At 47.4% G+C, this 14,559-nt stretch carries 8 protein-coding genes and 6 tRNA genes; 2 read left to right on the top strand and 12 right to left on the bottom strand.

Annotated features, from left to right (window positions below):
* Positions 1–2,877, top strand: a complete 2,877-nt coding sequence (locus tag MMG82_RS07070; RefSeq protein ID WP_172591417.1) for a valine--tRNA ligase — start codon at positions 1–3, stop codon at positions 2,875–2,877.
* Positions 2,878–3,292: 415 nt separating this feature from the next.
* Here the strand turns inward: MMG82_RS07070 and MMG82_RS07065 are convergent.
* The 11 genes from MMG82_RS07065 to recA form a co-directional block, all read right to left on the bottom strand.
* Positions 3,293–3,369: transfer RNA gene (locus tag MMG82_RS07065), tRNA-Arg, on the bottom strand.
* Positions 3,370–3,463: 94 nt separating this feature from the next.
* Positions 3,464–3,555, bottom strand: a tRNA-Ser gene (locus tag MMG82_RS07060).
* A gap of 36 nt (positions 3,556–3,591) precedes the next feature.
* Positions 3,592–3,668, bottom strand: a tRNA-Arg gene (locus MMG82_RS07055).
* A 43-nt stretch (positions 3,669–3,711) separates the two neighbouring features.
* Positions 3,712–3,788, bottom strand: a tRNA-Arg gene (locus tag MMG82_RS07050).
* Between the two features lie 30 nt (positions 3,789–3,818).
* Positions 3,819–3,895 (bottom strand) — tRNA-Arg (locus tag MMG82_RS07045).
* A gap of 20 nt (positions 3,896–3,915) precedes the next feature.
* Positions 3,916–4,007: transfer RNA gene (locus MMG82_RS07040), tRNA-Ser, on the bottom strand.
* Positions 4,008–4,210: 203 nt separating this feature from the next.
* Positions 4,211–4,408: a carbon storage regulator CsrA gene (csrA, locus tag MMG82_RS07035; RefSeq protein WP_006082602.1), complete on the bottom strand. Its 198-nt coding sequence runs from the start codon at positions 4,406–4,408 to the stop codon at positions 4,211–4,213.
* A 118-nt stretch (positions 4,409–4,526) separates the two neighbouring features.
* Complete coding sequence (locus tag MMG82_RS07030; RefSeq protein WP_037426201.1) at positions 4,527–5,783, bottom strand: aspartate kinase; 1,257 nt, start codon at positions 5,781–5,783, stop codon at positions 4,527–4,529.
* Positions 5,784–5,792: 9 nt separating this feature from the next.
* Positions 5,793–8,417: an alanine--tRNA ligase gene (gene alaS / locus MMG82_RS07025; protein ID WP_241406670.1), complete on the bottom strand. Its 2,625-nt coding sequence runs from the start codon at positions 8,415–8,417 to the stop codon at positions 5,793–5,795.
* A gap of 554 nt (positions 8,418–8,971) precedes the next feature.
* Positions 8,972–9,382 (bottom strand): regulatory protein RecX, encoded by a 411-nt coding sequence (locus MMG82_RS07020; RefSeq protein ID WP_055648572.1) that lies wholly within the window; start codon positions 9,380–9,382, stop codon positions 8,972–8,974.
* A gap of 74 nt (positions 9,383–9,456) precedes the next feature.
* A complete protein-coding gene (recA, locus tag MMG82_RS07015) occupies positions 9,457–10,530 on the bottom strand; it encodes a recombinase RecA (protein WP_037420979.1) in 1,074 nt (357 codons plus the stop codon).
* A 382-nt stretch (positions 10,531–10,912) separates the two neighbouring features.
* On the opposite strand from recA, the gene mutS reads away from it, so the two are divergent.
* The gene (mutS, locus tag MMG82_RS07010) at positions 10,913–13,483 is read left to right on the top strand and encodes a DNA mismatch repair protein MutS (protein WP_241406669.1); all 2,571 of its coding nucleotides are present in this window, start codon (positions 10,913–10,915) and stop codon (positions 13,481–13,483) included.
* An 82-nt stretch (positions 13,484–13,565) separates the two neighbouring features.
* On the opposite strand, the gene rpoS is transcribed toward mutS, so the two are convergent.
* The gene (rpoS, locus tag MMG82_RS07005) at positions 13,566–14,546 is read right to left on the bottom strand and encodes an RNA polymerase sigma factor RpoS (protein ID WP_037421178.1); all 981 of its coding nucleotides are present in this window, start codon (positions 14,544–14,546) and stop codon (positions 13,566–13,568) included.
* Positions 14,547–14,559: the final 13 nt, after the last annotated feature.

Raw genomic sequence — 14,559 nt, 5'->3', positions numbered from 1 at the left:
ATGGAAAAAACATACGATCCTCAGTCCATTGAGCAGACTCTTTACCAAAACTGGGAAGAGCAAGGTTACTTTAAGCCCCACGGCGATGCCTCACAGGGCAACTATTGCATCATGATCCCACCGCCCAATGTGACGGGCAGTCTGCACATGGGTCACGCTTTCCAAGATACCATCATGGATACCCTGATCCGCTACCAACGTATGAAGGGTAAAAACACCCTGTGGCAAGTCGGTACTGACCATGCGGGTATTGCGACTCAAATGCTGGTTGAGCGTAAGCTTGAAGCCGAAGAAGGCAAGAGCCGCCATGATCTTGGCCGCGATGCTTTTATGGAAAAAGTCTGGGAATGGAAAGCGCAATCGGGCGGCACCATCACTAAGCAGCTACGTCGTATGGGCGCCTCTGTGGATTGGGACCGTGAGCGTTTTACCATGGACGAAGGCTTGTCTAAAGCCGTTCAAGAAGTGTTTGTCCGTCTCTATGAAGATGATTTGATTTACCGTGGTAAACGCTTAGTAAACTGGGATCCCAAGCTGCATACCGCGATTTCTGATCTCGAAGTGGAAAACAAAGAAAAGCAAGGCCACATGTGGCATCTGCGTTATCCATTAGCCGATGGCGAACTGACTGCTGACGGTAAAGATTACCTCGAAGTCGCCACCACGCGTCCAGAAACTATGTTAGGCGATAGCGCGGTTGCAGTTCATCCAGACGATGAGCGTTATCAAGCACTGATCGGCAAATTTATTCTGCTGCCTATCGTTAATCGTCGCATCCCAATCGTTGCCGATGACTATGTGGACATGGCTTTTGGTACAGGTTGCGTGAAAATCACCCCTGCCCACGACTTTAATGACTATGAAGTTGGTAAGCGCCATAAGCTGCCCATGTTCAACGTGTTGACCTTAGATGCGGCCATTCGCGCATCAGCCGAAGTCGTCAATACCGATGGCACCATCAACACCACCTTAGATGGCAGCCTACCTGAGCGTTTCGCAGGTTTAGATCGTTTCAAAGCCCGTGATGCAATCGTGGCAGAGTTTGAAACCTTAGGTCTGCTCGAAAAAATCGCGCCACACGGCCTAAAAGTGCCCTACGGTGACCGCTCAGGCGTAGTTATTGAGCCGATGCTGACCGACCAATGGTACGTAGCTGTGGCGCCTATGGCCAAAACCGCTATCGAAGCCGTTGAAAATGGCGATATTAAGTTTGTGCCGCAGCAGTACGAAAACATGTACTTCTCTTGGATGCGCGACATTCAGGATTGGTGTATCTCTCGCCAATTATGGTGGGGTCACCGCATCCCTGCTTGGTACGATGCGAATGGTAAGGTTTATGTGGGCCGCACCGAAGCTGAAGTACGTACTAAACACAATATCGATGATGCTATCGCCCTGCGCCAAGATGAAGACGTACTGGATACTTGGTTCAGCTCAGCCCTGTGGACATTCTCAACCTTAGGCTGGCCTGACAATGTTGAAGATTTAAAAACCTTCCATCCAACCGATGTGTTGGTAACGGGTTTTGACATCATCTTCTTCTGGGTTGCCCGTATGATCATGATGACCATGCACTTCATCAAAGATGAAGACGGTAAGCCACAGGTACCCTTTAAAACCGTTTATGTGACAGGCCTTATCCGCGATGAAGCGGGTAACAAGATGTCAAAATCTAAGGGCAACGTACTTGACCCATTGGATATGATTGACGGTATCGATCTAGAAGCCCTAGTTGAAAAACGCACCGGCAACATGATGCAACCTCAACTAGCCGCCAAGATCGAAAAGAGCACCCGCAAAGAATTCGAAAATGGTATCGAAGCCCACGGTACTGATGCCCTGCGCTTTACCCTAGCTGCAATGGCCTCAACTGGCCGTGATATCAACTGGGACATGAAGCGTTTAGACGGTTACCGCAGCTTCTGTAACAAGCTTTGGAACGCATCACGTTACGTATTGATGAATACCGAAGGCCAAGATTGCGGCCCGAACTCTCCTGACTACCAAGGTGGTGAGATGGAATTGTCGCTGGCGGATCGCTGGATCATCGGTTTATTCAACCAAACCGTAAAAACCTATGACGACCACATGGCAAACTATCGCTTCGACCTCGCTGCTAACACACTGTACGAGTTCACTTGGAACCAGTTCTGCGATTGGTACTTAGAGTTAACTAAGCCAGTGCTGCAAAACGGCAATGAAGCGCAAATGCGTGGCACCCGCCATACACTGGTCAATGTGTTAGAAGCGATGCAACGTCTGATGCACCCAATGATGCCATACATCACTGAAACCATCTGGCAACGCGTTAAACCACTGACAGGCGCCCAAGGCGACACCATCATGCTGGCACCATTCCCAAGCTATGATGCTGCCAAAGTAGATGCGACCGCGATGGCCGATCTCGAATGGGTTAAGCAAGTCATTGTTGCGGTTCGTAATATCCGTGCAGAGCTCAATATAGCGCCTTCTAAGCCATTAAATGCCCTACTGCGTGGCGTGAGTGCCCAAGACAAAGCCCGTGTTGAAGCTAACCAAGCCTTCTTCACAACGCTTGCGCGCTTAGAAAGTATGACGATTCTTGGCGAAGGTGAAACGGCGCCTATGTCGACCACAGGTCTGATTGGCGAAATGGAATTATTAATTCCGATGGCAGGCCTGGTGGATGTGGCGGCCGAAATGGCTCGTATCGACAAGCAGCTTGAAAAGCTGACTCAAGAGATTGCCCGTATCGAAGGCAAATTATCCAATGAAGGCTTCGTGGCAAAAGCACCGCCAGCCGTAATTGATAAAGAGCGCGCTAAGATGGCCGATCTCAGCCGTGATATGGACAAACTAAAAGAGCAAAAAGCCGAGTTTGCTAAGCTAGAAGCCTAATCACGACATCTACGCTAAAAAGGGCTGTATTTTGCAGCCCTTTTTATTTCCCCTGTTCCATCCTAAATCGCGTTAACACTCTTCAAACCTCTCTCAGAACTCGCCCCTAAGACCCAAAGAAGCTCATCGATCCCTTGTTCCATGCTTATCTCCCCTTCTCTCTTTTACGGCAGATCTTGCTAGCCCAGATAGCACTTATTGCTATCTCTTTATCGCGCGTAAAATAGCAAGCCAGAGCGATAAACATCATCGCTTAAGGCGTTGGCATTTCAACAAGCATAACGTGGCGTAAAAGACGGGTTATCAAGGCGTAAAGCTCGAGAAGAGATAAGGATTGAAGCAATATAATCCAGAAAAATCCCATTAAAAAAGCCCTGCAATTACTTGCAGGGCTCATCTAATCTAACTAAGTAAATGGTGCGCGTGGAAGGATTCGAACCTCCGACCGCCTGGTTCGTAGCCAGGTACTCTATCCAGCTGAGCTACACGCGCTTAAATACTGGGTAAGTTGCTACCTTACCGACAGACTTTAGTCTAGAAGAAGCACTTAAGTCTCGCAAATTAAATCTATTCACTAGGAATAGAATGGCGGAGAAGGAGGGATTCGAACCCTCGATGGGAGATAAAGCCCATACTCCCTTAGCAGGGGAGCGCCTTCGGCCACTCGGCCACCTCTCCGCAAAATCTGCATTTGTAAGCTATTGCTTACTAAAATGGTGCGCGTGGAAGGATTCGAACCTCCGACCGCCTGGTTCGTAGCCAGGTACTCTATCCAGCTGAGCTACACGCGCATTTTTGCGTTTTGCTAACAAAGCAATTGCTCTGTCAGCTAATTGGTGCGCATGGAAGGAGTCGAACCTCCGACCGCCTGGTTCGTAGCCAGGTACTCTATCCAGCTGAGCTACATGCGCGACTTGTATCTATCTTGCTTCAATAAAAAATGGTGCGCGTGGAAGGATTCGAACCTCCGACCGCCTGGTTCGTAGCCAGGTACTCTATCCAGCTGAGCTACACGCGCAGTTTTTTATTTGTAAGAAATGGCGGAGAAGGAGGGATTCGAACCCTCGATGGGAGATAAAGCCCATACTCCCTTAGCAGGGGAGCGCCTTCGGCCACTCGGCCACCTCTCCGTTTTCTTGGCGCACATATTACTGTTTGACGAAAATAAGTCAAACCCTTTTTCTGAAACCGATTCCATTTGAACTGTTTTTAATCACATTGCGGTTATATCAAGCCAATGTGTTGATTTACGCCAATCTTTCGGTTTCAAAAATAAAAAAGTCAGTTTAAAAACTGACTTTTTTATCTGACTAATACTCGCATAAGCTTCGTATTAAAAGTTACCGCCTTCTGAAGGCGTACCTGATTTTTCAGATTGAATGCGTTGATAGATTTCTTCACGGTGAACAGAAACCTCTTTCGGTGCATTCACACCGATACGCACTTGATTGCCTTTTACCCCTAGCACTGTAACTGTGACTTCATCACCAATCATCAGTGTTTCGCCAACACGACGAGTCAAAATCAGCATTCGATAGCTCCTTTATGTCTTAATTCAGCTTACACACGGCACTCATCCGGTAGATGGGCTTATTATAGGGTCAGCTGAGTACAAATTAATAGTATTCAATACTCAAACAGTTATTTAATTACACCTTATTTAGCTCGAATGCGTGATGCAACGCTCGAACTGCCTTGTGTAAGTCCCTTTCATCGATCACAGTTGACAATTTACTCTCCGATGTCGAAAGTAACTTAGCATGGATTGTTTCGTTACCCAATACATCTAACATCTTAGTCAATAATCCAACTTTTGCCTGTAAACCTTTGCCAACTAAGGACACTTTTGCACGTTGACGCTCAACATTCAATTGGCCTAGATCAAGACTTTCGCTTAAAACTTCAAGCTCATGCAATAAAACATCCACTTTCGTCTCGGCCAACATAAAGCTGACAGACTCCGCTGGTGACGTTTCATTCAATTTCAAAGGAGTAATAAACTCAACGTCTATCTCAAGCCGAGCCAAACAGGCTAATAAGGCTTGATAACGCTCACTGCTGGTAAATAACCCTTCAATGCTCAAGGTTGCTAAGGCCTTATTGATCGCTATTCCTTGTACGGATGCGGGCATCGCAAGCTCAGACTCATCACCAAATTGAATTAATGTGCCCTGACCAGCTTCAAAACTCGACAACACCCGCAGCGGTACTTTAAACCGTTGTGCATATTCGACCGAGTCAGGATGAAGCACCTTAGCACCGAGCTTAGCCATTTCGAGCATGACATCAAAACCAATCACATCGAGACGTCTAGCACTGCTGTCGATATTAGGGTCTGTCGTAAAAACGCCTGGTACATCGGTAAATATTTGACACTCATCGGCTCTTAACGCCGCCGCTAGCGCCACAGCCGTCGTATCCGAACCACCACGACCTAAAGTGGTGACATCGCCATTAGGATCGATCCCTTGAAATCCTGCCACAATAGGCACGATGCCTTGTTCCAGCAAGGAGGTTAAGTACTCCGTATCAACACTTTCAATACTCGCCCGACCAAATTGGCTATTTGTATGGATTTGCACTTGATCGCCTGTCAGGGATCTTGCCTTAATACCGCGGCGTTGCAACGCCATCGCCATTAACGCAATACTGATTTGCTCACCCGTAGAGACAAGCATATCGAGTTCCCGCGCACTTGCGCGGGGATCGATTTGCGCCGCAAGCGCAAATAGCCTATTTGTCTCTCCTGCCATAGCAGAAAGGACCAATACTTGCAGCTCACCACTGTGAGCGGACTTTGCAATCTGCTCAGCAACCACTTCGATGCGTTCAATCGAACCCACCGAGGTGCCGCCAAACTTCTTCACAAAAAGCTTGCTACCACTAAGCTTTCGTTTTTCGAGCACAGCAACCTCTTAAGCTAAACGCTCAGTAATCCAAGGTAATACTTGAGATAGAGCCGCATCCAGATTTTCTGGTTGGCTACCACCCGCTTGAGCCATATCTGGGCGACCACCACCTTTACCGCCCACTTGTGCAGCAACCATAGCAACCAGTTCACCAGCTTTGACTTTACTAACTAAGTCATTGCTCACACCCGCGATAAGGTTTACTTTGCCTTCCTGAGCAACACCGAGCAGGATAACGGCAGATTTCAGCTTTTGCTTTAACTCATCTTGCAGGCCGCGCAGTGCACCCGCCTCAACGCCTTCCAGCTTCTTAATCAGCACGTTAACGCCATTAACCACAACCGCATCACCCGCTAAATCCGCACTCGCTGCCGCAGCTAACTTATCTTTCAGTTGCTGCATGTCTTTTTCAAGCTGCTTCATTTTATCCAGCTGGGCTTTAAGCTTGGTCACAACGGATTGAGTATCGCCTTTAAGTAGTGCTGCCGCTTCCTCAAGTTGTGCCTGTTGCTGTGCCACATAGGCCATCGCTGCCGCGCCGGTTACCGCTTCGATACGGCGAACGCCCGCAGCGATACCCCCTTCAGAGGTAATTTTGAACAGACCAATGTCACCGGTACGGCCAACATGGGTACCGCCACACAATTCGATAGAGAAATCGCCCATGGTGACAACACGCACCTGAGCATCGTACTTCTCACCAAAGAGTGCCATAGCGCCTTTTTCTTTGGCTTCATCAATCGCCATTTCAGCGACTTTCAGCTCATGGTTGCGGCGAATTTGGGTGTTAACTAACTCTTCAACCTGTTTCAGCTCAGCAGGTTTGACTGCTTCGAAATGAGAAAAGTCGAAACGTAAACGCTCAGGGTCAACTAACGAACCTTTTTGAGTAACGTGAGTACCCAACACTTGACGCAGCGCAGCATGTAATAAGTGAGTCACAGAGTGGTTTAACTGAGTGCGGTGACGTAGCTTTTTATCCACTTTAGCTTCAAGCACTTGACCAACGCTTAAGCTACCAGCCATTAAGGTCCCTTTGTGGCCTGAAGCTTGGCCAAACTTTTGCGTATCGCTAACAGCAAACTCAATACCTTGAGCTACTAATACACCCTTGTCACCGACTTGGCCTCCCGATTCAGCATAAAAAGGCGTTACATCGAGCACGACTACGGCATCATCACCCGCATTGATTGCAGAAACTGACTCACCGTTTAGGTAAAGTGCTGTGACTTTGGCATTGCCTGTGAGTTCTGTGTAACCACAGAATGCGGTTTCAGCATCAATTTTCAATGCAGCATTGTAATCGGCGCCGAAGTTACCCGCGGCTTGCGCGCGGCTACGTTGTTCTGCCATTGCCACTTCGAAACCTGCTTCATCGACGATAATGTTGCGCTCACGGCATACGTCGGCGGTTAAATCCACTGGGAAGCCATAGGTATCGTACAGTTTAAAGACAGTGTCACCGTCTAAGGTGTCGCCCTGCAATTCGTTTAACGCACTATCCAGAATGCCTAAACCACGCTCAAGCGTACGAGCAAACTGTTCTTCTTCAGCTTTAAGGGCTTTTTCAACAATCACTTGAGTATCGGCAAGACCTTTAGCGGCATCGCCCATCACTTCGATTAGCGTCGGAACTAACTTGTAGAAGAAGGCTTCAGTTGCCCCTAACTTGTTACCATGACGCACGGCGCGGCGAATAATACGGCGCAACACATAGCCACGACCTTCGTTCGATGGCATTACACCATCGGCAACTAAAAAGGCGCATGAACGGATATGGTCGGCAATAACGCGCAGTGACTTGTTAGATAAGTCAGTCACGCCGATGATTTCGGCTGCTTTGGCGATCAAGGCGCGGAAAATATCGATTTCGTAGTTTGAATGAACCCCCTGCATAATCGCAGCGATACGCTCAATACCCATACCAGTATCGACTGAAGGTTTTGGCAGCGGCAACATTTCACCAGTGGCTTGGCGATTGTATTGCATGAATACGATGTTCCAAATTTCGATGAAACGGTCGCCATCTTCCTCTGGGCTACCAGGACGTCCACCCCAAATGTGGTCGCCGTGATCATAGAAAATTTCGGTACAAGGGCCACAAGGACCAGTATCGCCCATTTGCCAGAAGTTATCTGAAGCGTATGGCGCGCCCTTGTTATCGCCGATGCGAATGATGTTTTCAGCAGCAACACCAATCTTTTTATTCCAAATTTCAAAGGCTTCATCATCTGTTTGATAAACAGTTACACACAGACGCTCCTTTGGTAGCTTCAATACTTCAGTCAGGAAGGTCCAACCAAAACGAATCGCATCTTCTTTGAAGTAATCACCAAAGCTGAAATTACCCAGCATTTCGAAGAAAGTATGGTGACGCGCGGTGTAACCAACGTTATCTAAATCGTTGTGTTTACCACCCGCACGGACGCAGCGTTGGGCTGTGGTCGCACGTGTATAGCTACGTTTGTCCATGCCAAGAAACACGTCCTTGAACTGGTTCATACCGGCATTGGTGAATAAAAGCGTGGGATCATTGCCTGGTACAAGAGAACTACTGTCCACAACTTGGTGACCATTGCTGCGGAAAAATTCGAGGAAAGCACTTCTAAGCGCTGCTGTGGTTTGATACATGAAATCGTCCTGAATTGGGTAAGCATGACCAGCTACACCATAAGGTAGCCGTATTTCTATTTGCCCAGCATTATAAGCAGACTGAAGAAAGACGACCAGCCTTGAATAGCGATATCACGCTTCGGAGTCTAATATTTTCGATGAGTTTTCATCTAATACAGGGCTTATCACAACAACCCAAGGTGAAAGTGGTGAAAAAGGACTAATTCTGCGAGGGAGATGAACTGAGTTAAGAATGACAAGCACAAACTTACCAGGGCAAGTTTATATGATTACATTAGGGCGTGTTGACGTTTCATGGTTATTTTTGCAGCAATGTGGCTGGCTTTTATGCAAGGCAAAGTCCGTGCTGTGTAGTTATTCTACATAAACGGACGATAACGCGGCAGAAAAGCCAACCAAATGCTGCCCGAAGGGTTCGTCTGGCAAGCCCTTGCTCTTACTTTCTGTCATAAGAGCCGCTCGTCATTTGAGTAAACTACACATCATTCCTCGTTTCGCGAGCACGAACTTGCCAGAACGAATAAAATTTAATCTCGAAACGTCTACACGCCCTAGTCATCATTATCTTCCAAAGGATCATAATCTAAGGCATAGGTGACTTGTTCGTAATTAAAGCCTTGGCTCAGTAAAAACCGTACTCGTTTGGCTTTTTCTTTCGCAATTTGCTCGCGGGATAGTGAGCCTTTTACTTCAAACACTTTAGGGACCGTATACTTTTTGATGGCTTTCGCTTTTGCCAACTCAAACCAATCATGCTCATTTGCAGATAAGGCAGCTTCGATACAATCTTTAGTCAGCCCCTTTTGAGCAATAGCTTGACGAATGCGTATTGGTCCATGACCACGGGCAATGTGGCTTCGAACGAGAAGCTCGGCATAGCGCTTATCATTGATAAATCCTGACGCTTCACAATCATCAAGCACAGGATCGATATCAGCGACCTCAAAGCCTTTTTCGAGCAGTTTTGTGCGGATTTCTTGGCGGGAATAATCGCGGCGCGCTAACAGCGCGACCGCAATTTGACGGGCAGACTGGCTCAGAATACTTCGCCTGTTTCTAAATCAATATTCCCCTCGATATTATCATCATCGGATGCTGATGATGCCAGTGCACTTGGGTTACTCAATAATAACTCACGCAATGTCTTATCGATTTCAGCGGCAATGGCTGGGTTTTCAGTCAAATATTTACCCGCATTGGCACGGCCTTGACCAATTTTATCGCCCTTGTAGCTATACCAAGCACCAGCTTTCTCAATCAGTTTATGGGCTACCCCTAAATCGACTAACTCGCCAGTACGGTTGATACCTTGACCGTAAAGGATTTGAAACTCAGCCTGCTTAAATGGTGCAGCCACTTTGTTTTTAACCACTTTGACACGAGTCTCGTTACCAACCACTTCATCGCCTTCTTTGATAGCACCAGTACGGCGAATATCTAAACGAACAGAAGCATAGAATTTCAGAGCATTACCACCCGTTGTGGTTTCTGGGTTACCAAACATCACACCAATCTTCATACGAATTTGGTTGATGAAGATTAACAGTGTATTCGATTGCTTGAGGTTACCCGCTAACTTACGCATCGCTTGGCTCATCATACGCGCCGCTAAGCCCATGTGTGAGTCACCGATTTCGCCCTCAATCTCTGCCTTGGGGGTTAATGCCGCGACCGAGTCAACGATGATCACATCTACCGCGCCAGAACGGGTTAACGCATCACAGATCTCAAGGGCTTGTTCACCGGTATCGGGTTGTGAACACAATAAGTTATCAATATCTACACCTAACTTTTTCGCGTAGATAGGATCGAGAGCGTGCTCCGCATCGATAAAGGCACAGGTTTTACCTTCGCGCTGAGCAGCTGCAATCACTTCTAATGTCAGAGTTGTCTTACCTGATGATTCAGGGCCATAAATCTCAACAATACGGCCCATTGGTAGGCCGCCCGCACCGAGGGCAACGTCAAGGGAAAGAGAACCAGTAGAAATGGTCTCAACATCCATAGAGCGGTCTTCGCCCAGCTTCATGATGGAGCCTTTACCAAATTGCTTCTCAATTTGGCTCAATACCGCAGCAAGTGCTTTCTCTTTGTTTGGATCGACCTTCATTCCTGTTCCCTCATCTAGACAGCATCAGTACTGTCAAAAGTGATATTCAATTTAATAAAGCGGGTGATCAAAAAGCGAGGCTCTTTGTCGTAATCTGCTGACTAGTATACTGTACAATCATACAGTATCAATACCTGTGAATGAATTATTTTTATACCTGAAAATTTTCCCGTTTAGACAAGCTTTTACCCACCCATACTGCAGATTTATCAAGATATCAGTGAATATCCACGCTTTGAGGATCAATTTTCTGTAAATTGTTGCTAAGATTGGCGCCAATTGATTTTAGACAGTAATAGTGTAAATCAACTGATTTTATCTCCCATTACTGTATGACTTTATTCCCTATTTCAGGGCCGGCATAGCGGACGATAACGATTTAATGAATCCTATAGATACCGATGATTTAGAAAAACATACCCCGATGATGCGTCAATATTTGACCATGAAAGCAGAGCATCACGACATGCTGCTGTTTTATCGTATGGGTGACTTCTATGAACTCTTCTATGATGACGCCAAACGAGCCTCTGAATTATTGGGCATTTCCCTTACGGCCCGAGGCAAAAGTGGTGGCGACCCGATCCCGATGGCGGGTATCCCTTACCATGCAGTTGAAGGCTATCTCGCAAAATTGGTTCAAATTGGCCAATCGGTTGCGATTTGTGAACAAATTGGCGATCCTGCCACCTCAAAAGGTCCGGTTGAGCGTAAAGTCGTACGCATTGTCACCCCAGGAACCTTAACCGATGAAGCGCTATTGCAGGAGCGGCAAGACAATCTGTTGGCCGCGGTTTATCAAGGCAAAGTGGGCTTTGGCTATGCGACTCTTGATGTGTCTTCTGGCCGTTTCGTGATTGCCGAATTAGAAACGAAGGAGTCCCTCGAAGCCGAGTTGCAACGTACGAATCCGGTCGAAATTCTTTATAGCGAAGATTTTGGTGCACTGGAGTTATTGCATCATTTTAAAGGCAAACGTCGCCGCCCTGAGTGGGAATTTGATTACGATACCAGTATCAAACTGCTGTTGGCCCAGTTTGGCACTAAGGATTTACACGGTTTCGGCATAACCGATGCTCGCCTATCGCTGCAAGCGGCAGGCTGCTTGATGCAGTACGTAAAAGACACCCAGCGCACCGCCCTGCCCCATATCAATGCTATTACCCGTTTTAATCAAACCGATACGATTGTCTTGGATGCGGCAACGCGCCGCAACCTCGAGCTGACACAAAATTTGAGTGGTGGTCGGGATAACACCCTAGCAGCTGTGCTCGACAATACTGCAACAGCAATGGGCAGCCGAATGCTGCAACGCTGGATCCATCAGCCGCTGAGGGACCATGCCCAGATTTTTGCTCGCCAAACGGCCGTGAATGAATTACTCAAGACTACGGCCCATGAGTCATTGCATGAGCAGCTTAAAGCCCTAGGCGATATCGAACGTATCATGGCAAGGCTGGCACTGCGTACCGCTCGTCCAAGGGATTTTGCTCGCCTACGCCAAGCATTAAATCTATTGCCACAGTTGCAGCAGTCACTCACGCAGCTAAGTGCCCCCCATACAGTGAAACTAGGCCAACTCTTAGGCGAGTTTCCCGAAGAGCAACAACTGCTTGAGCGCGCCATTGTCGATAACCCGCCCATGCTTATCCGTGATGGCGGCGTAATCCGTGAAGGCTACAATGCCGAATTAGACGAATGGCGTGGCTTAAGTGAAGGTGCCAGCGATTATCTAGTACAACTCGAAGCGCGGGAAAAAGAACGCACTGGCATTGCTACGCTGAAGGTAGGCTACAACCGAGTCCATGGTTACTACATTGAAGTCAGCCGTCTGCAATCACAGCAAGTGCCATTAAATTACCAACGCCGTCAAACCCTTAAGAATATGGAGCGTTATATCACGCCCGAGCTTAAGGAATATGAAGAAAAAGTGCTGTCGAGCCAAGGTAAGGCGCTCGCTCTTGAAAAACAACTGTGGGACGAATTGTTTGATTTAATCCTCCCCAAATTGCATGAGCTACAAGCCTTTGCCAGAGCAGCCGCCGAACTCGATGTGCTCAGTAACTTTGCCGAACGTGCCGAAACCTTAGGCTATACCTGCCCAGAACTGAGCAGCGAAATCGGGGTAAAAATTGAAGCGGGTCGTCACCCTGTGGTTGAGCGTGTGAGTCAAACGCCTTTTATCGCCAACCCTGTCACACTGCATAACCAACGCCGAATGCTGATTGTCACAGGCCCTAATATGGGCGGTAAATCGACCTATATGCGTCAAGTTGCACTGATCACACTAATGGCACACATTGGCAGCTTTGTACCCGCAGAGCGCGCCATCATTGGTCCTATCGATCGGATTTTTACCCGTATTGGTGCCTCAGACGATCTCGCCTCAGGCCGTTCAACCTTTATGGTGGAAATGACTGAAACGGCCAATATTCTCCATAATGCCACTGCGCAGAGTTTAGTCTTGATGGATGAAATTGGTCGCGGCACATCGACCTATGATGGCCTGTCATTAGCCTGGTCTGCGGCTGAGTATTTAGCACAGCAAGTCGGCGCGATGACGCTGTTTGCGACGCATTATTTCGAGTTAACACAATTACCGGAACTCATGGCTGGGGTCTATAACGTGCACCTCGATGCGATTGAGCACGAAGATACCATCGCCTTTATGCATGCGCTGCAAGAAGGTGCGGCCAGTAAGAGTTACGGTTTACAAGTTGCGGCCCTTGCTGGAGTGCCAGCTCGGGTGATTAAGGCGGCAAAACATAAACTACATCAGCTTGAGAGTCGCGACCATCAAGTAGAGGGCACAAAGGCACCGATTCAAACCTTGTTAGCCCTGCCGGAGCCAGTGGAGAATCCGGCCATAAGCAAGTTAAAAGCCATCAATCCAGATAACCTGACCCCAAAACAGGCACTGGATTTACTCTATGAGCTTAAACGCTTGAGTTAAATAGCTTTGTTCATCGTAACTTAATAATAAAAACGCCCACAAAATGGGCGTTTTTTATGGGTTGATTAAACAACCTTAAGCATTAGTTTCTAAATAAAGCCTCTACAGATAGCCCTTGCGCCCCCAGCAAATCGCGCATGCGTTTTAAGGCTTCCACTTGGATTTGGCGCACACGTTCACGGGTGAGACCAATTTCAGCGCCAACATCTTCAAGAGTTGATGGCTCGTAACCCAATAACCCAAAGCGTCGCGCTAACACTTCTCTTTGCTTGGTATTAAGTTCATTTAACCACTTCACAACTGAGTTAGAGATGTCTTCGTCTTGTACTTTAAAGTCTGGACCTACGTTATCGTCATCAGCAAGCACATCGAGTAACGCCTTGTCGTTATCGCCACCTAAGGGAATATCGACAGAAGTGATCTTCTCGTTGAGCTTCAGCATACGGCTGACGTCAACACTGGATACTTGCAGTTTCTCGGCAATTTCCTCTGCCGTAGGTTCATGGTCAAGTTTTTGCGCTAATTCCCGAGCCGTACGTAAATATACGTTAAGCTCTTTTACTACATGGATAGGCAAGCGAATTGTGCGAGTTTGGTTCATGATTGCACGTTCGATGGTTTGTCTGATCCACCAAGTCGCATAGGTTGAGAAACGGAAACCTCTTTCTGGGTCGAATTTCTCGACAGCACGTATCAAACCAAGATTACCCTCTTCGATTAAATCCAGCAGCGCAAGACCACGATTATTGTAACGACGGGCAATTTTAACCACGAGTCGCAGGTTGCTTTCGATCATGCGGTTACGGGATTTTTCGCAGCCTTTTAAGGCTTTACGGGAAAAGTAAACTTCTTCTTCTGCACTAAGCAGTGGGGAAAACCCTATTTCACCTAAATAGAGTTGTGTGGCATCAAGATTTTTTTGCAGGTCATCTTGAACCTGTTGTTCGAGTCCTAGTTCTTGAACTAAATCAGCGGCGATATCCTCTTTATCGAGATCAAACTCTGCGGCATCAACGGAAAAATCTACTAGTTCTTCTACGGCAGTGCTATTTATGCGGCTCATGATCGAATCTCCC

Origin of the sequence: Shewanella sp. MM_2022_3, assembly GCF_022557375.1 — a bacterium.
GTDB lineage: Bacteria > Pseudomonadota > Gammaproteobacteria > Enterobacterales > Shewanellaceae > Shewanella > Shewanella xiamenensis.
Note: the sequence above shows the minus strand (reverse complement) of the source record. Positions and strands in the feature narration are given on the sequence as shown.

Excerpts from the sequence above, each read along its gene's own strand:
- rpoS (WP_037421178.1), bottom strand. The coding sequence starts at position 14,546 with ATGAGCCGCATAAATAGCACTGCCGTAGAAGAACTAGTAGATTTTTCC.
- recA (WP_037420979.1), bottom strand. The coding sequence starts at position 10,530 with ATGAAGGTCGATCCAAACAAAGAGAAAGCACTTGCTGCGGTATTGAGC.
- MMG82_RS07070 (WP_172591417.1), top strand. The coding sequence starts at position 1 with ATGGAAAAAACATACGATCCTCAGTCCATTGAGCAGACTCTTTACCAA.
- csrA (WP_006082602.1), bottom strand. The coding sequence starts at position 4,408 with ATGCTGATTTTGACTCGTCGTGTTGGCGAAACACTGATGATTGGTGAT.
- alaS (WP_241406670.1), bottom strand. The coding sequence starts at position 8,417 with ATGTATCAAACCACAGCAGCGCTTAGAAGTGCTTTCCTCGAATTTTTC.
- mutS (WP_241406669.1), top strand. The coding sequence starts at position 10,913 with ATGAATCCTATAGATACCGATGATTTAGAAAAACATACCCCGATGATG.